Below are 17,106 nucleotides of genomic sequence, written 5' to 3'. Positions count from 1 at the left end.
GCATGATAGCAACACGTTTTAACTGGTCTGAACAACTGCTTGCCCCGCTTGAGCCGGAGCAGGTCAGCAGTGCGGTCAGTGACAGTCACCCGGACTGGGAATATATCGACAGCGAAATGGTTAAATTCGGCTCCCTGACGCATGCTTCTCTGGATACTGAGGCCATTCAGTCACGGATACTGACTCTGCTGGCCACCACCACAAAAGATTTCCGTCTGGTGGTCCATTTGCTGCGCACCCTGCAACATGCCGGAAACGCCGGTGAAGTCACACTCGGTGCGCACCTGTTTGCCCTGTTCTGCCGTCAGTTCTGGCACAACTGTTATCCGGAAAATATCAGACTGAAAGTCCGCCTGACGCAGCAGGTTTTGCAGCGCTTTGAGCTGGCACAGGATAACTTCATCCGGCAGGCTGCTGCGGCACAGCGGGATGATGTTTTAGGAGATTTTGCCGGGCTGGCGCAATTCTGGAATGACGATCACCCTGCATTGTCACAAACGCTGGATGAGCTGAGCCGCGGTTACCGCCGTATTGAAAACTGCGTACCGGAAGAGACCGCATCCGCCGTCCGTCCGGCAGAAGACACGACCGGAACCGCACCGTCCGCAGCATCTGTACCACAGGATACCCCCGCCGGAACCGAGACAGACTTTCCGGCCGAAGAGATTGACAGCGGAAATGATCGCACCCGCAAATCAGCTCTGCTGAGTGCCGCAGATGCGCTCTGCCGCCGTGCCCCGGAAAATGCTATCGGCTATCAGTTACGCCGCTATGCTGTCTGGCATACCATTCAGTCAGTACCGTCAGCCGATGCCACCGGTAAAACACCACTGGCCGCCGTATCCGCCGACCGGGTCACGGCCTACCGCAAGCAACTGACACAGGCCGACCCGGTATTGCTGGCTGATATTGAACAGAGCCTCAGTCTCGCCCCTTACTGGCTGGATGGCCATTATCTGGCCGCGCAGGCAGCACAGCAACTGGGACTGGACGCCGTTGCACAGGCCATCCGCCGCTGTGCGGCGGAGTTTACCGCCCGTCTGCCGCAACTGACCACCCTGAGTTTCGCCGATAAAACCCCGTACGCGGATGCGGACACTCTGGCCTGGCTGAGCACCACAGAATCTGCCCCCGCAACCGCTGTCACTACCGCCGGGGAACACGATGAGATCACCCGCTGCTATCAGGAAAACGGTCTGGATGCCGCACTGCAAAAAATTGATGACGCCATGCAGCGTGCTGAACAGTTACGTGACCGTGTCTGTCTGCAATTTCTGGCCGCATCGCTGTTCGAACAGTCAGGCATGACCGGGATTGCCCGGGCACAGTATCAGCAACTGCATGACATCGTGTCACGCAGCACAGTAACGCAGTGGGAACCCGCTTTACTGCAACAGCTTACCGGAAAACTGCCGGAGTCCGATTTAAAAAGGAATAACGTTTAATGAAAAAACCATCCTTATCATCCGTGAATGCACAGGGTCTGATCAGAAAATGGTTTAAAGCCGACAAACCAAAACTCAAATCGGCATGGGCCATTTTTCTGGCCATCGTTCCTGCGCTGATCCTTCTCTGGATTTGGATCTGGGGTGCGGATTTCCGCTTCCGCGATGATTATCCGCTGCGGCCGGTCAGCGCCCGCTGGCTGGCAACGCTCGGGTTATTCCTGATTGTTATCGGCTGGATTGGATACACCGCCCGGCGGCGTGTCCGCGAACTGGAAAAGCTGAAACTGGATGTTGAACTGGCCGTGGCAGATCCGGTCCGCAAAGATATTGAATTCCAGAACCGCTATCTCAGCCGCTGGCTCAGTGAGCTGCGCCGGCATCTCGGCGACAACGGCCAGTCTCTTTATCAGCGCCCGTGGTATCTGGTGCTCGGGGCGGAAAACAGCGGGAAACATACCCTGTTTTCAGCTAACCTCGGCCTGCTTGACCTGATACCGCAGGACAGGATCATCTCAGAAGAGGGTATCGGTCTGCATGTCCGCTGCTCGCTGACCGATAAAGCCGTCCTCCTGATGCCGCGCGGACACCTGATCACCCAGCCGCACGAGGACAGCGAAAAACCGCAGTTGTACCACCGCCTGTGGAACAGCCTGCTGGAACGCATGGTGACAGAGCGCACCCGCCAGCCGCTGAACGGTATTATCCTGGCCATCGACACCGCACGGCTGATGACAGAAGATAAAGAAGCGGGCAGCCGTTATTTCACGGATATTCATATGCGTTTGCAGGAGATCCGCCTGGCCTTTAACACCCGTCCGCCGGTGTATATCGTGCTGACCAAACTGGATCTGTTACAGGGATTCAGCGCGATGTTCCAGTCACTGGATGTGGCCGAGCAGGAATCTGTTCTCGGCGTGACCTTTACCCGTGACAACCCGCACAATATGGTCAGCGAACTCACCACCTTCTGGGAAAAATGGATCACCCGGCTTAACGCAGCCCTGCCGGAGATGATGCTGAACCGGGTGGATGACAGTCAGCGCAGCGAGCTGTTCAGCTTTATCCGCCAGATGGTCGGGCTGCAAAACCGGGTAACAGAACTGACAGAACAACTTATCGGCAGCAACGACGCCGAAATTCCGCTGATCCGCGGTATCTATCTGACCTCCTCCGCACAACGCGGTCAGATTGACGATATCTTTACCCAGAGCGCCGCCGTGCAGTACAACCTGCCGCCGGCACCGACTCATACCTGGCCTGTCAGCGAAAACCAGACCTGGTTTACCGGCCAGCTGTTCCGTGATGTCCTGTTTTCAGAGCCGAACCTGGCGGCAGAAAACCGTTTCTGGTTACGCCGTCATCATTACAACCTCTTTTTTGCCTCCGTTGTCACCGCAGCGGGAATCATTGCCCTCTGGAGCGGCTGGCATCATTACTATGATCAAAACTATCAGGCCGGTAAAAATGTGCTCTCCGAAGTCAGTGCTTTCAGCAGTGTGACCGCGGATAACCAGCAGGACACCACCGGTGTACGCCAGTTGCCTATCCTCAATCCGTTGTCGGAAGCAACGCTGGCTTACGGTAATTACCGTGAGAAGAACGGCGTTCTGACCGATCTCGGTCTCTATCAGGGTAAAAAAATCGGCCCGTATGTGGAAAAAAGTTATCTGCAACTGCTGATCGAGCGTTTCCTGCCCGCCATTATGGCCGGATTACAGCAGGATCTGGCGCAGGCTCCGGAGAACAGTGAGGAAAAACTCGCTATTCTGCGTGTGATGCGCATGCTGGAAGATAAAAGCGGCCGCAATGATGCGATTGTCAAAAATTACCTCCGCAAACGCTGGAGCCGTGAGTTTACCGGGCAAAACGAAATTCAGTCACAGCTGATGACGCACCTGGATTATGCCCTTGAGCATACTGACTGGGCGGCAGACCGCAATCGCGGGGATATCGTGGCCAGTCAGGCCTTTAAGCCGTTCTCTGCGGTTATCCGTGACGCCCAGAAAGAACTGAGCCAGCTCTCACTCTATCAGCGGGTCTACCAGACACTGCGCCTGAAAGGTTTTAATGAGCTGTCATCACCGCTGGATCTGCGCCATATGATCGGGCCGGGCTTCAGCCATGTTTTCGTCTCACTCGATGATGAAAAACTGGAAGTACCGCAGTTTCTGACCCGCAACGGAATGATCAATTACTTTATCCGGCAGAATGAAGAGCTGGTGGATCTGACGGCACTGGATGCCTGGGTACTGAACCTGTCACAAAACGTCCGTTACAGTGAAAGCGACCGCCGGGAAATACAGCACCAGATCAGCGAACAGTATCTTGGTGATTATGCCGCGAACTGGCGGGCGGCCATGAGTAATCTGGAAATCCGTGAGTTTGAAACTATTCAGGATGAAATCAGTGCGCTGGAGCAAATTATCAGCGGCGAACAACCATTACGCCGCGCGCTGCAAATACTGCGCGATAACACCAGCCTGCCCGCAGTGGACAGCAATCTGACGGAGAAAGAAAAACAGGCCGTTATGGCGGAGAGCCAATACCGGTTACTCAGCCGGATCAGCCGCGAATTTTCCCCGCAGACGGACATTCTGGTCAGTAACAACGGTGAGAACCTGCAAAATGTTAACCAGAAACTGAATGAACTGCATCGTTACCTGCTCAGTATCGAAAATGCCCCCGTACCGGGGAAAGCCGCACTGAAAGCCGTTTTCCTGCGTCTGGAAGAAAATAACCGCGACGCCATTTTTGAAGTCAGCCAGATGGCGAAAACCATGCCGGAACCACTCGGCCGCTGGATTGGCGAACTCGCGGATCAGGCCTGGATTGTGGTGCAGAAAGAGGCTATCCGTTATCTCGAGGTGGAATGGAATGAGTCCGTGGTCAAACAATACAACAGCTATATCGCAGGCCGTTATCCGTTTGACCCGAAATCAAACCGTGATGTGCCGCTGAGTGAGTTTGAACGCTTCTTCAAACCGGGCGGAACACTGGACGCTTTCTGGCAGCAAAATCTGCGGCCGTTTGCCGAGAACAACCTGCTGGTTAATGAAGACGGACAGTCGCTGATCCGCCCGGATGTGCTGGAGCAGATTGAAACGGCCAACCGTATCCGCAACACCTTCTTTACACCGCAGGGCAACCTCGAAACGCAGTTTGCGATTGAACCGGTACAGCTGTCCGGTAACAAACGGCGCAGTGTGCTGAATCTCGACGGGCAGATCCTCGATTATGCTCACGGACGCAGCAACACCGCTCATATGATCTGGCCGAACTCGATGCGTTCCGGCGGAGAGAGCAAGCTGACGCTGGTTTCCGGTACTGCCGGTAAATCACCGCGTGCGATTGTCCGCAACGGCCCGTGGGCGCAAATCAGACTGATTCAGTCCGGAAAACTGACCAACGTAAACACCAACAGTTTCGATGTCCGTTTCGCGGTGGATGACGGGGAAATGACATACCGCATCTATATTGATGAGTCGGATAATCCGTTCTCCGGCAATCTGTTCTCCCGTTTCAGCCTGCCTGAAACACTGTACTGATGACGGAGCGGAATATGGACGGCATTATTATCCGGACCGGTGCTTCTCCGCTGGATTACCCGGAATTCGCGGAAATCCGTGAAGAGATAAATAAACTCAGCCACCCATCGCAACCGGAGATCAGCTGGTCGCGGGTGGAAGCGAAATCCCTGTCACTGTTCAGACAAAACGGCGTGGATTTGCAGACCGCGGTCTACTACACCCTCGCCCGCCTGCACCGCAGCGGTCTGGCCGGGCTGACCGAAGGTTGTGAGCTGATCGCCATGATGGTGGTTCATGACCGGGAGACGCTGTGGCCGCCGCAAATCAATCACCGCATTGATATTCTCAACTGGTTTATCACGCGGGCGATGGCGGTGGTACGCCGCCTTACTTTCAGCCGTGACGATTTGCGCCTGCTCTACCGGGCTGAGCGGGCATTACAGCTGATCACAGAACGGCTGACACAAACGCCGTCCGGCAAAACGCTGACCACGGACAATCTGCAATTTTACTTCCGCAATGCCGCCACAGAGATAGAGCAACCCACGCCTGCGGCGGAAAGCGAGCTGCCGCCGGTCACCCTTGCCCCGCTGGTGTATATCGCGGAAGAAAGCCCGGCCGTTTCCGGAACAGACACGGCTCCGGCAGGCGGTGCGGGGCACAGCACCGTCCGCTTTGTGCAGATTGCGGCAGAAACGCCCCCGGCACCACGCAAAACCTTCCCGTTCGCCGGTTTTGCAGCCGGACTGCTCACCGGGCTCATTCTGATCGCCGTGTTATTCTTCACGGTTTATAAGCCGGTGAAAGATGAACTGGATACATTCGCCGCCCAGCCCGGCAGCGCACGGGTCATGTGGTTTGCCGATCCGCAGTTGGCGACTTACGGGCAATTACTGACCAGTGAGGAACAGCAATCTCCGGCTGCCGCACTGCTTCTGACGGAGAAAATGACAGAAACTGCCCGTCAGCGCTGGCCGAATGATCCGGATCAGGCGTATGCCACCCGCCGCTGGCAGGATGTATTACAGACACGGATTGCGGATGCATCCCAAACGGACAGCTGGTATCTCACCGGCAAGCGGTTACAGGCACTGACGGACACCATTGTTGCCAGAGAAAAAGATCGCGGCAGTTTTACCCTGTCCTATCTGAAAACGGAAATCCACAACATTCAGCAGGCTCACTCAAAAACGACCCCGGCAGAGGAATATCTGCGTGTGCTGTCCGACGATATCCGCAACGGTAAACCGGTTTCGGCAGCACAACTGCACCGCATTGACCAGCAGCTCAACGGCCTGATCGCGCTTTATGCTGATCTGCAAAAACAGGCTGAACAGGCAGGGCTGAAACCCGGCAACGGCAAACAGGAATAAGGAAGACAATTATGGCGAATATGATCTATTTGAGTCTCAACGGTAATCAGCAGGGCAATATTTCACAGGGTTGCTGCACGCCTGATTCCATCGGCAATAAATATCAGTCAGGTCATGAAAATGAAATCTTTGTGCTCCATCTGAATAATATGTTTAACCGTGCACAGAACCTGACGTTCAGTCCGGTAAATTTTGTCAAACTGCTGGATAAATCGACCCCGCTGCTGGCAAATGCCATCGCCAATAATGAAGTGATGGAGATGGTATTCACTTTTTACCGGACATCACAAAACGGCTCTCAGGAAAAATATTTTATTGTCACACTGCGTCAGGCATCCATTGTCAGTATCAACAGCCATTATCCGCACTCTGCGGATAACAATGACGCACAGCCGGAAGAAACGGTTAGTGTGAAATACAAGGATATTATTTTCCAGCATGTCATGGCGGGAACATCCGGTTATTGCTGCTGGGAAGAAAGTACGTGTTAATTATTCTGTACGATAAATACTGATTACCGGCAACCGCAGAGTCATTCATGAGCGAAATTAAATTTTTACAGGAACAACACTATTTACAGCAGCTCAGCCGCGAGTTTATCCGCGATTATCCGCACCTTGCGGATATTCTCGACCCGCATGATGAGCAGAGCGGCAGCCTGCTGGAGGGATTTGCGTTTCTCAGCGCACGGTTGCAGGAAAAGGTGGATGATGCATTTCCTGAAATTACCCTGCCGCTGTTACAGCGCCTGCAATCCCGGGCAATAAAAGGTATTCCGGCGACTGCGGTTGTCCGTTTTGATTCACAGGAACGAATTGGCTTCCCGCTGGATATCCCCGCCGGAACCGTGGTGAAAGGCACCGCAGAGGAAATATTCACAACCTGTAACCCGGTCGTGCTGCAGCCTTATACATTATTGCGCCGTTATGTGACTCACCATCCGTCAAAAAGCTGCCTGTCACTGGAATTTAAATACCGCGGCAATCACAAAGAGCCGGAAACCGCATTATTATCCTGTTTTCTTGATCCGTCAGTCTCCTGCGCCGGGATTTTATTATTATGGCTGAGCCAGTATTTTGATCACATCGAACTGGCGCACGCGGATAACCTGTATCACGGTGATGAAACCCGGTTCAGTTTTATTCCGCAGATCGGAAAAAATAATTCAGTATTATCCGGTGCTGATGAAAAACCGAACTGGCCGCAAAAGTTGCTGGAAGGGTTATATATCGATCATGTCCATCATTTTATCGATATCGATATTCCGGCCATTGTACCGGAACTGGACTGGGCATTATCAGACACTTTCACGCTGAATATTTATTTCAGCAAGCAGCTGCCGCTGCGTAATGATCAACTGACAGAGAGCTTTCGTCTTAATTGTGCAGCCGTGGTAAATCAGGAAGAACAAAATGAAGTTATTCTGGATTTTCATGAAAATGAGGCTGTTTATCGTCTGCCGGTGGATGACAGCCACTATATTACCGAACTGAAGCATATTCAGCTGGCTTTTGAACCTCATGAGGAATTCAGGGGTATTATTGCGGATTTCTATCCGGTGACTCACCTGGCGCCCGCTTCCCGCCTGCTGCCGCAATATCAGGATGCCTGGTTCTACGCACTCAGTATCGATAAAACCATCACCGGCCGGAATCATTACTCTATCCACTTTTATGATAATCACGGCAAAGCGCTCACCACCCCGCCCGGGCCGCACTTCCGCTGTACTTACCGTTGTATTATCAGTACACCGCAAAGCCGTGCTGAGGATATCTGCCATCTCAGCCCGCTGCTGCCGGATCTGCTGGAAGCCACCGGTGTCACACAATGCACGCCGTGCTATCCGCCGATAACAGATAATCACGCTTACTGGAATCTGCTGTCACACTACAGTGCCAACAGTTTTATGCTGTCGTCTGTCGATTCGGTAAAACAGCTTATCCGTGATTATATACTGTATCAGGATACAGACCGGCAGCGCTGCAAACAGATAAGTCAGCTGCTGAGCGGCATTCACGCGGTTGACTCGGTACTGGACGACCGTCTTGTCCGCGGAAAACCTTATCGCTGTCTGGATCTGACAATGACACTGGACCCGCATATATATGACAATCCCGGCGATGCCTTTATGTTTGTGATGCACTTATATCATTTTTTCCCGTTCTGCCTGTCTGAAAATATGCTGCTGAAAATGAATGTGCAATTTACCGACAATGATACGGTCTGGCATTTAGCGCCTTATTTGCTGAATGGGTATAAATCGCTGATTTAACTAAAACGAAACGAAAATCAGAAATAAAGACGGTTAATTTTTTCCCGGAACGTCATCCGGATTCATCACTGCTGACAATTTCCGTCACTCAACAGGACTATGATATGAAAAACCACAGGAGGCAGCATGTTTAAGCCAAACAGTATTATTCTGTACGTCAGTGATGTTGAGAAAAGCACCCGTTTTTACACCAGATTACTCAATGCAGAGCCTGTTGAACAATACAGTGAATTCTCTGTTTTTGCCTTATCGGACGATATGATATTAGGGCTTCAGGCAAAGTCCGGCATCGATCCTGCACCACAACCGCACATTGGTGGTACGGAAATATGCATGTCTGATGTCAGTAACCGGGAAGTTGATGATATTTTCCGCAAATGGAGTGAACTGGGCGTGGAGATTATTATGAAACCCGCGATGCTGGATTTCGGCTATACCTTCGTGGTAACCGACCCCGACGGCCATCGTCTTAGAGTCTGCGCGACTGACACCACAAACATTGATTAATAAATAACCATGCACGATAAAAAATAACAGGGAATATACTCTCTGTTATTTTTTGCATAAAGCAGCATCAAAAACATAAATCGTTGATGACCTGAATGAAGACTTCGGGCATCTAATATACCCCTCTGACATAAGTTCTTTATCCATATATATCGATCCAATGATTAAAAAGACAAAAGAAGAAAAAGCCAAAGCAAGAAAAAAGTAAACTAACACCCTGAACAATTTATATTTTCTCAACACTTTCTCTTTATTCAATAAAACCATGATACCAATGAATGAGAAATAAAGTAACAACGGCGCAAATAGGATAAAGAATTGACTAAAATGAATTTTGATGATGTCTTTTCTATTTATATAGTCCAGAAAATAAATTGATGACAACCATATATAAACAGCAGATAGCATAATCAGCAATAATACCCCGAACGCTATATTATCTTTTTTTATCACCAGTTCATCCATGTCTACTTTCCCTGAAAACATAAATCTATGATGAAAATTATGCCCTGAATCAGTACATATGTATATTATATTTATTTCCGTTCACTTTTAATCTTTTAAGGCCATATTCTCTGCATACAGGAATTTTTTGCGTATACTGTCATCAGTAACGGCCTTACCGGGTGTTCCCGGCCGGTAAAAGCCGCTATAATCAGTTCCGGGAATACTGCCGGAAGCGGCAGAGAGTAACGTATAAGTGCAAGATATAAGTTACTGAATTTTAAATAATTTATATGGTGATAGCGACTATGGCGTTACTGATTACTGCACGTTGCATAAATTGTGATATGTGCGAACCCGAATGCCCTAACGAAGCAATTTCGATGGGGGATTCCATCTATGAAATTAACCCTGATTTATGTACTGAGTGTGTCGGCCATTATGATAAACCGACTTGTCAGTCTGTCTGTCCGATTAACAACACGATTATTATCGACCCTGCGCATACCGAAACACAGGAGATGCTGTGGGATAAGTTTGTGCTGATACATCACGCCGATAAGATCTGAACAGACAGAGACGCCCGCAACCGGGCGCAACTGTCAGGTATTTGTTTCGAGAATAACCGTGGCACAGGCGTAATGACGCTCGTCGGCAATCGAGACATGGTAGTGTGTGACTTCACGGGCGGCAGCCAGTTCTCCGGCATAGCCGAGGAAAGTCAGATTGGGTTTTCCGAGTGAATCATTACTGACTTCAAACTGATTAAATGCCAGCCCCTGACGTATCCCTGTTCCCAGTGCTTTGGATGCGGCTTCTTTGACAGCAAACCGCTTTGCCAGAAAACGTACCGGCTGTTTATGCTGCCGGTAAACGTCCCACTCCGCCTCACTGAGGATCCGTTTTGCAAAGCGGTCACCGGAACGCCCGATAACCGCTTCAATACGACTTATTTCAACAATATCCGTACCGATACCGACAATAGCCATTAACGACGGGCTTCCCGCAGCAGGGTTTTCATATCCGCGACAGCCGCAGCCAGTCCGCTGAAGACTGCCCGGCCAATAATAGCGTGACCGATATTCAGCTCATAAATAGCAGGCAGTGCTGCCACGCGCTGAACATTATGATAGTTCAGGCCGTGTCCCGCATTCACTTTCAGGCCTTTGCCTGCCGCATAGGCAACCGCATCTTTGATACGGACAAATTCTTTATCTTCTTCCTGAGATGTTTCCGCATCCGCATAGGCACCGGTATGGATTTCAATAAACGGTGCGCCGACATCATCTGCCGCGTCAATCTGGGTATGGTCAGGATCGATAAACAGAGAGACTTTAATACCGGCTTCGGTCAGACGTTTAACCGCACGGGCAATTTTTTCTTTCTGACCGGCGACATCCAGCCCGCCTTCTGTTGTTACTTCCTGACGTTTTTCCGGGACCAGGCAACAGAACGCCGGTTTGATACGGCAGGCGATCTCCACCATCTCATCGGTGACGGCCATTTCCAGATTCATACGGGTCTGAATGGTTTGTCTCAGCAGTTCCACATCGCGATCCGTAATATGACGGCGGTCTTCGCGCAGATGCACGGTAATACCTTCCGCTCCCGCCTGCTCTGCGACAAATGCCGCCTGAACCGGGTCCGGATAGTTGGTGCCGCGTGCGTTACGGACAGTTGCAATGTGGTCAATGTTTACACCCAATAAAACTTCACTCATTTTTTCATCCTCCGGGTAACTTATATTGTTCAGTTTAACCTTTTTCAGACGAAGAGGAACCATCACGACTATTTTCTTTTGAAACCAACGGCGGGCGCACAAATTGACGAAATAATTCGCGGCTTTTCAATGGCTTTCCGCCGAGATAAGGTTTTAAAGCGATACGGGTGAAACGTTTGGCGGCACGTAAAGTTTCCGCATCAGGGAATTCCCGGGCGGCAAGGGCTTTCAGTTCACGGCCGGTAAAGCTGCTGTTATCCACCACCAGGCTGGCGATAAAGCCTTTTTCTTCGCGGTAGCGGTACGTCATGGTGTCAGAGACTTCCTGACCGCTGCCCGCGCAGTGAAGAAAATCCACGCCGTAACCGATATGGTGCAGCAGCGCCAGTTCAAACTGACGCAGAGCCTGTTCCGGCGTGGTTTCGCTGGCCGCAAGATACTGAAGACAACGCAGATAATCAAAAAACAGCGCGGAATACGTGACACCGTTAGCCAGCACACGGGAAAGCAACTCATTGATATACAGGCCGCTGTAAAGAACAGTGCCACTCAGGGGTAATGCGAGGGAGATAGGGTCAGCATCGCGCAGGGTTTTCAGTTCCCCGCGCCCGCCCCAGCGGATCAGAAGTGGTGTAAAGGGCTGTAATGCCCCTTTGAGACCGGAACGGCGGCGGCGTGCCCCTTTCGCCAGCAGGCGCTGCCGCCCTTCCTGTTCAGTGAACACATCCAGCATCAGGCTGGTTTCACTGTAAGGGCGACTATGGAGTACAAATGCGCGCTGCCAGCCGTCCATCGGTGTGTTACTTCAGGTCGTCAACATAACCCAGGCTGCGCAGTGCACGTTCATCATCTGCCCAGCCGGCTTTGACTTTCACCCACAGTTCGAGGTGAACGCGGGCATCAAACAGGCGTTCCATATCAATACGGGATTCCGTCCCGATAGTTTTGATACGGCTGCCTTTGTTGCCGATAACCATTTTTTTCTGGCCTTCGCGTTCAACAAGGATCAGACCGTTGATCTGAAATACACCGTTGTCCTGCACAACAAACTGTTCGATTTCCACTGTTACCGAGTACGGCAGTTCATCGCCGAGGAAACGCATCAGTTTTTCACGGATGATTTCAGAGGCCATAAAGCGCTGTGAACGGTCAGTAATGTAATCTTCCGGGAAGTGGAACGGCGCCTGCGGAATGTGCTGACGCACGATGTTCGCGATGGTATCGACGTTCATTTTCTTCTCGGCACTCAGTGGCACCACGTCGAGGAAGTCCATCTGCTGACTGAGGAACGCAATATGCGGCAGCAGTTTGGTTTTGTCTTCCACGTTATCCACTTTGTTGATAGCAAGCAGAACCGGGCAGCGCAGCGAGCGGACTTTATTCAGTACCATCTCATCATCCGGCGTCCAGTTAGTGCCTTCAACCATAAAAATCACCAGCTCAACATCACCGATGGAGCTGCTGGCCGCACGGTTCATCAGGCGGTTGATTGCCCGTTTTTCCTCAATATGCAGCCCCGGGGTATCCACATAAATAATCTGGTAATTATCCTGTGTATCGATCCCCATAATGCGGTGGCGCGTGGTCTGCGGTTTCCGCGAGGTAATAGAAACTTTCTGCCCCAGTAACTGGTTCAGTAAGGTGGATTTGCCCACATTGGGACGTCCGACTATCGCGACGAAGCCGCAATAGGTGTTTTCTTCGCTCATTCAAGCTCCAACAAAATTAATGCTTGTTCCGCCGCGGCCTGTTCGGCTTTCCGGCGGCTGGAACCGGTTCCTTTTACCGGCTGTTCAACACCGCTGATTTGGCAGTGAATGGTGAACTCCTGATCGTGAGCTTCACCTTTTACCTGAACAACCAGGTAGTTCGGCAGAGGCAGATGCCGCCCCTGAAGGTATTCCTGTAACCGGGTTTTCGGGTCTTTTTGTTTATCCCCGGGCGAAATTTCGTTCAGTCTGGATTCGTACCAGCTGAGGATGATCCGCTCAATTGTCTGAATATCACTGTCGAGAAAAATCCCGCCAATCAGGGCTTCGACGGTGTCCGCAAGGATCGATTCACGGCGGCTGCCGCCGCTTTTCAGTTCCCCCGGCCCCAGGCGCAGACATTCGCCGAGGTTAAATTCGCGGGCCAGTTCCGCCAGGGTATTTCCGCGCACCAGTGTGGCACGCATCCGGCTCATATCCCCTTCATCCACTTTCGGGAAGCGGTGATATAAATCATTGGCAATAACAAAACTTAAAATAGAATCGCCGAGAAATTCCAGGCGTTCATTATGTTTGCTGCTGGCACTGCGGTGAGTGAGTGCCTGCATTAATAAGTCCTGACGGGTAAAAGTATAGCCGAGTTTTCGCTGCAGCTGGTTTATCACTATCGGGTTCATGTGCGACCAAAAATTATGATGTTTATAAAACGCACACGCAACAGACCTGTAGCCGCGAAAACCGCGATACAAAACTGTTGCGTTTGCACTGGCTCCCCGCTACCGGGGAGCCAATCATTTTGCCGGGCATATTCTACACTGTGATTACATGTAATGCTCAGCAAATTCTGTTTTTTCTATTCTATCCGTCCGAAACGGCTCAGGCGCAGACCGGTAGGCCATTCACCTTCCTGTTTTTCAAGGCTTAACCAGATAAAACTGGCACGACCGACCAGGTTTTGTTCAGGCACAAATCCCCAGACGCGGCTGTCCGAACTGTTATCACGGTTATCACCCATCATAAAGTAATGCCCTTCCGGCACTATCCAGGTGTACTCCGGTAATCCCGGCTGACGGAACAGACGCTGCCCGCTGATGCTGTCCGGTGTGATTTCCGGTACGGTCAGAATATGGTGTGCAACCGGCCCCAGGTTTTCAATCCGTTCCGCCTGACGGCGGTAACCGACTTCCATATCATCCTCGATCGGGAACTGATGTGCGCCGCCGCTCATAAAGGAGCCGCCCAGCGGTGATTTTTCCCAGCGGATAGCCCACTCGCTTTCATATTCCTGACCATAGGTGACCGGCAGGGTTTCACAACTGCTCTGGTCTTTGGTACAGCCCGGATAGACCTGTAATTCTTTGGCATACGGGTCATACACCACTTTATCACCCGGCAGACCAATCACGCGTTTGACATAATCGACACGCGGATCATCCGGATATTTAAATACCGCTATATCACCACGCTTCGGCTCCCCGGTTTTAATCAGGGTGGTCTGCGTGATCGGGTCTTTTAACCCGTAAGCGTATTTCTCCACCAGCATAAAATCGCCGATTAACAGTGTCGGCATCATGGAGCCGGACGGGATCTGGAATGGCTCATAAATAAATGAGCGTACAATCAGAACAATCGCCAGTACCGGGAACAGGGATGCAGTACCTTCCACCCAGCCCGGTTTGGCCACAGTTTCAGCCAGATGAGCCTGATCCATGGTTCCTTCGGTCAGCTCTGCCATGCGCGCCAGTTTTTTCTTACGGGCCGGCTGAATTTTAAATTTATTCACCGCCCAGATGATCCCGGTAACCAATGTTGCCAGGGTCAGGATCAGCGCAAAGGTGTTCGCCATTATGTCTCCTTACAACCTGCTGAATGTTTAATCTTTGCCGACATGGAGAATGGCTAAAAACGCTTCCTGCGGTAACTCAACGTTACCAACCTGCTTCATGCGTTTCTTACCGTCTTTCTGTTTCTGCAACAGCTTTTTCTTACGGCTGACGTCACCGCCGTAGCATTTCGCCAGGACGTTTTTACGCAGCTGTTTCACTGTTGAACGCGCAATAATATGCATACCGATGGCAGCCTGAATCGCGATATCAAACTGCTGGCGCGGGATCAGCTCTTTCATCTTCTCAACCAGTTCACGGCCGCGGTACATGGAATTATCACGGTGTGTAATCAGTGCCAGTGCGTCAACCCGCTCGCTGTTGATAAGGATATCAACACGCACCATGTCAGACGCCTGGAAACGTTTAAAGTTGTAATCCAGTGATGCATAACCGCGTGAGGTGGATTTCAGGCGGTCGAAGAAATCGAGCACCACTTCCGCCATCGGAATTTCATAGGTCAGTGCAACCTGATTACCGTGATAGACCATGTTGGTCTGCACGCCGCGTTTCTCAATACACAGCGTAATCACGTTACCGAGATACTGCTGCGGCAGCAGCATATGACATTCCGCAATCGGTTCGCGCAGCTCTTCAATATTGTTGAGCGGCGGCAGCTTGGACGGACTGTCAACATACACGATTTCGCCGCCGGTGGTTTCCACTTCATAGACAACCGTCGGCGCGGTGGTGATCAGATCGAGATCATATTCACGTTCCAGACGCTCCTGGATAATCTCCATATGCAGAAGACCGAGGAAGCCGCAGCGGAAACCGAAGCCCAGCGCAGTGGAACTTTCCGGTTCGTAGAATAATGAGGCATCGTTGAGGCTGAGTTTACCCAGCGCATCACGGAACGCTTCATAGTCATCAGAACTGACCGGGAACAGACCGGCATATACCTGCGGCTTCACTTTCTTAAAGCCCGGTAATGCTTTTTCGGCAGGCTGACGGGCCCCTGTCAGGGTATCCCCGACCGGCGCCCCGAGAATATCTTTAATGGCACAGACCACCCAGCCGGCTTCACCGCATCTGAGGACATCTTTATCCACCTGTTTCGGTGTGAAGATCCCCAGACGGTCAGCGTTATACACCTGGCCGGTGCTCATCACTTTAATTTTATCGCCTTTGCGCAGTGTGCCGTTTTTAATCCGGATCAGAGACACAACACCTAAATAGTTATCAAACCAGGAGTCAATAATCAGTGCCTGTAACGGCGCATCAGGATCACCTTCCGGCGGCGGAATATCGCGTACCAGGCGTTCGATCACATCGTTGACGCCCACACCGGTTTTCGCCGAGCAGCGCACCGCATCGGCCGCTTCAATCCCGACGATATCTTCAATCTCTTCCGCCACCCGCTCCGGGTCGGCAGCAGGCAGGTCAATTTTGTTAAGAACCGGAACAACTTCCAGGTTCATTTCCATCGCCGTATAGCAGTTCGCCAGAGTCTGCGCTTCCACACCCTGCCCGGCATCAACCACCAGTAATGCGCCTTCACACGCCGCCAGTGAACGGGAAACCTCATAAGAGAAGTCAACGTGGCCCGGGGTATCGATGAAATTGAGCTGGTAGGTTTCACCATTCTGTGCGGTGTAATCCAGCGTTACGCTCTGTGCTTTGATGGTAATGCCGCGTTCGCGTTCCAGATCCATTGAGTCCAGAACCTGTGCGGCCATTTCACGGTCGGATAAGCCGCCGCAAATCTGAATAATGCGATCAGATAAGGTCGATTTGCCATGATCGATATGAGCAATAATGGAAAAATTTCGGATATGGTTGATTTTCAAGATAAAATTCTTCTTTGTAATGCCCTATAAAACTAGCTTTGGACACCTGTAAGGACTCAAAGCCAACACTCTATATTGCTGGTTAACAGACTTATTGCCAGCATTCTACATGCTACAGACACTCAACTCAAAGAAACGTTCATTTTGCGGGGAAAAAACCCGTTTTCCCAATTAACCGGCCAATCATTCTGCACCGGGTGTAGTCATCCGAATCTGTTAAACCAATCATCTGATTATATAAATATAACTGCATTTATAAAATTTAATGATAATTAAATAAAAAATAATAATACGTAAATATGATTATTAATCAGATAATTATAATGGTTACCAAAAAACAAGCATCTTATGACAACCCGTTTATTTGACTAAAGAATCATTGGCGATAATGATTATTTATAGTGACTTTTACTTACAGATGGATTTAGTTTAG

At 51.0% G+C, this 17,106-nt stretch carries 15 protein-coding genes; 7 read left to right on the top strand and 8 right to left on the bottom strand.

Annotated features, from left to right (window positions below):
- Nucleotides 1-2 precede the first annotated feature (2 nt).
- The 6 genes from tssA (at nucleotide 3) to JC793_RS06740 (ending at nucleotide 9,127) form a co-directional block, all read left to right on the top strand.
- Nucleotides 3-1,445, top strand: a complete 1,443-nt coding sequence (tssA, locus tag JC793_RS06765; RefSeq protein ID WP_218427899.1) for a type VI secretion system protein TssA — start codon at nucleotides 3-5, stop codon at nucleotides 1,443-1,445.
- On the top strand, nucleotides 1,445-4,993 hold the full coding sequence (gene tssM / locus JC793_RS06760; RefSeq protein WP_247717336.1) for a type VI secretion system membrane subunit TssM: 3,549 nt from the start codon (nucleotides 1,445-1,447) through the stop codon (nucleotides 4,991-4,993). Before tssA ends, tssM begins: the two co-directional genes overlap by 1 nt.
- Before the next feature lie 14 nt (nucleotides 4,994-5,007).
- The gene (locus tag JC793_RS06755) at nucleotides 5,008-6,348 is read left to right on the top strand and encodes a VasL domain-containing protein (protein ID WP_218427898.1); all 1,341 of its coding nucleotides are present in this window, start codon (nucleotides 5,008-5,010) and stop codon (nucleotides 6,346-6,348) included.
- Between the two features lie 11 nt (nucleotides 6,349-6,359).
- Entirely contained in the window at nucleotides 6,360-6,839 is a 480-nt protein-coding gene (locus tag JC793_RS06750) for an Hcp family type VI secretion system effector (protein WP_046892559.1), read from the top strand.
- A 47-nt stretch (nucleotides 6,840-6,886) separates the two neighbouring features.
- Nucleotides 6,887-8,620, top strand: coding sequence for a type VI secretion system baseplate subunit TssF (locus tag JC793_RS06745; protein ID WP_218427897.1), 1,734 nt, complete (start codon nucleotides 6,887-6,889; stop codon nucleotides 8,618-8,620).
- 126 nt (nucleotides 8,621-8,746) lie between these two features.
- On the top strand, nucleotides 8,747-9,127 hold the full coding sequence (locus JC793_RS06740; protein WP_218427896.1) for a VOC family protein: 381 nt from the start codon (nucleotides 8,747-8,749) through the stop codon (nucleotides 9,125-9,127).
- A 45-nt stretch (nucleotides 9,128-9,172) separates the two neighbouring features.
- Here JC793_RS06740 and JC793_RS06735 read toward each other — a convergent pair whose 3' ends face one another.
- Nucleotides 9,173-9,592, bottom strand: a complete 420-nt coding sequence (locus JC793_RS06735; RefSeq protein WP_218427895.1) for a DUF1240 domain-containing protein — start codon at nucleotides 9,590-9,592, stop codon at nucleotides 9,173-9,175.
- A gap of 287 nt (nucleotides 9,593-9,879) precedes the next feature.
- On the opposite strand from JC793_RS06735, the gene JC793_RS06730 reads away from it, so the two are divergent.
- On the top strand, nucleotides 9,880-10,140 hold the full coding sequence (locus JC793_RS06730) for a YfhL family 4Fe-4S dicluster ferredoxin (protein WP_052927272.1): 261 nt from the start codon (nucleotides 9,880-9,882) through the stop codon (nucleotides 10,138-10,140).
- Between the two features lie 33 nt (nucleotides 10,141-10,173).
- On the opposite strand, the gene acpS is transcribed toward JC793_RS06730, so the two are convergent.
- The 7 genes from acpS to lepA all read right to left on the bottom strand — a co-directional run bounded on the left by acpS (nucleotide 10,174) and on the right by lepA (nucleotide 16,667).
- Nucleotides 10,174-10,560 carry a holo-ACP synthase gene (acpS, locus tag JC793_RS06725; RefSeq protein WP_046892564.1) on the bottom strand — a complete coding sequence of 129 codons (387 nt, stop codon included), beginning with the start codon at nucleotides 10,558-10,560 and terminating at the stop codon, nucleotides 10,174-10,176.
- Nucleotides 10,560-11,291 carry a pyridoxine 5'-phosphate synthase gene (gene pdxJ / locus JC793_RS06720; protein ID WP_052927423.1) on the bottom strand — a complete coding sequence of 244 codons (732 nt, stop codon included), beginning with the start codon at nucleotides 11,289-11,291 and terminating at the stop codon, nucleotides 10,560-10,562. Before pdxJ ends, acpS begins: the two co-directional genes overlap by 1 nt.
- A gap of 34 nt (nucleotides 11,292-11,325) precedes the next feature.
- On the bottom strand, nucleotides 11,326-12,084 hold the full coding sequence (gene recO, locus JC793_RS06715; RefSeq protein WP_046892565.1) for a DNA repair protein RecO: 759 nt from the start codon (nucleotides 12,082-12,084) through the stop codon (nucleotides 11,326-11,328).
- A gap of 7 nt (nucleotides 12,085-12,091) precedes the next feature.
- Nucleotides 12,092-13,000, bottom strand: coding sequence for a GTPase Era (gene era, locus JC793_RS06710; protein WP_004236984.1), 909 nt, complete (start codon nucleotides 12,998-13,000; stop codon nucleotides 12,092-12,094).
- Nucleotides 12,997-13,677: a ribonuclease III gene (gene rnc / locus JC793_RS06705; RefSeq protein ID WP_004236985.1), complete on the bottom strand. Its 681-nt coding sequence runs from the start codon at nucleotides 13,675-13,677 to the stop codon at nucleotides 12,997-12,999. The genes era and rnc overlap by 4 nt, the downstream gene beginning before the upstream one ends.
- 176 nt (nucleotides 13,678-13,853) lie before the next feature.
- Nucleotides 13,854-14,846 (bottom strand): signal peptidase I, encoded by a 993-nt coding sequence (gene lepB / locus JC793_RS06700; RefSeq protein ID WP_046892567.1) that lies wholly within the window; start codon nucleotides 14,844-14,846, stop codon nucleotides 13,854-13,856.
- A 27-nt stretch (nucleotides 14,847-14,873) separates the two neighbouring features.
- On the bottom strand, nucleotides 14,874-16,667 hold the full coding sequence (lepA, locus tag JC793_RS06695; RefSeq protein WP_107678452.1) for a translation elongation factor 4: 1,794 nt from the start codon (nucleotides 16,665-16,667) through the stop codon (nucleotides 14,874-14,876).
- Nucleotides 16,668-17,106 lie beyond the last annotated feature (439 nt).

Source organism: Morganella morganii (assembly GCF_019242955.1).
GTDB lineage: Bacteria > Pseudomonadota > Gammaproteobacteria > Enterobacterales > Enterobacteriaceae > Morganella > Morganella sibonii.
Note: the sequence above shows the minus strand (reverse complement) of the source record. Positions and strands in the feature narration are given on the sequence as shown.

What these genes read in the sequence shown, in the direction of transcription:
- tssA (WP_218427899.1), top strand. Translation starts at nt 3, where the DNA reads ATGATAGCAACACGTTTTAACTGGTCTGAACAACTGCTTGCCCCGCTT.
- tssM (WP_247717336.1), top strand. Translation starts at nt 1,445, where the DNA reads ATGAAAAAACCATCCTTATCATCCGTGAATGCACAGGGTCTGATCAGA.
- JC793_RS06755 (WP_218427898.1), top strand. Translation starts at nt 5,008, where the DNA reads ATGGACGGCATTATTATCCGGACCGGTGCTTCTCCGCTGGATTACCCG.
- JC793_RS06750 (WP_046892559.1), top strand. Translation starts at nt 6,360, where the DNA reads ATGGCGAATATGATCTATTTGAGTCTCAACGGTAATCAGCAGGGCAAT.
- JC793_RS06745 (WP_218427897.1), top strand. Translation starts at nt 6,887, where the DNA reads ATGAGCGAAATTAAATTTTTACAGGAACAACACTATTTACAGCAGCTC.
- JC793_RS06740 (WP_218427896.1), top strand. Translation starts at nt 8,747, where the DNA reads ATGTTTAAGCCAAACAGTATTATTCTGTACGTCAGTGATGTTGAGAAA.
- JC793_RS06735 (WP_218427895.1), bottom strand. Translation starts at nt 9,592, where the DNA reads ATGGATGAACTGGTGATAAAAAAAGATAATATAGCGTTCGGGGTATTA.
- JC793_RS06730 (WP_052927272.1), top strand. Translation starts at nt 9,880, where the DNA reads ATGGCGTTACTGATTACTGCACGTTGCATAAATTGTGATATGTGCGAA.
- acpS (WP_046892564.1), bottom strand. Translation starts at nt 10,560, where the DNA reads ATGGCTATTGTCGGTATCGGTACGGATATTGTTGAAATAAGTCGTATT.
- pdxJ (WP_052927423.1), bottom strand. Translation starts at nt 11,291, where the DNA reads ATGAGTGAAGTTTTATTGGGTGTAAACATTGACCACATTGCAACTGTC.
- recO (WP_046892565.1), bottom strand. Translation starts at nt 12,084, where the DNA reads ATGGACGGCTGGCAGCGCGCATTTGTACTCCATAGTCGCCCTTACAGT.
- era (WP_004236984.1), bottom strand. Translation starts at nt 13,000, where the DNA reads ATGAGCGAAGAAAACACCTATTGCGGCTTCGTCGCGATAGTCGGACGT.
- rnc (WP_004236985.1), bottom strand. Translation starts at nt 13,677, where the DNA reads ATGAACCCGATAGTGATAAACCAGCTGCAGCGAAAACTCGGCTATACT.
- lepB (WP_046892567.1), bottom strand. Translation starts at nt 14,846, where the DNA reads ATGGCGAACACCTTTGCGCTGATCCTGACCCTGGCAACATTGGTTACC.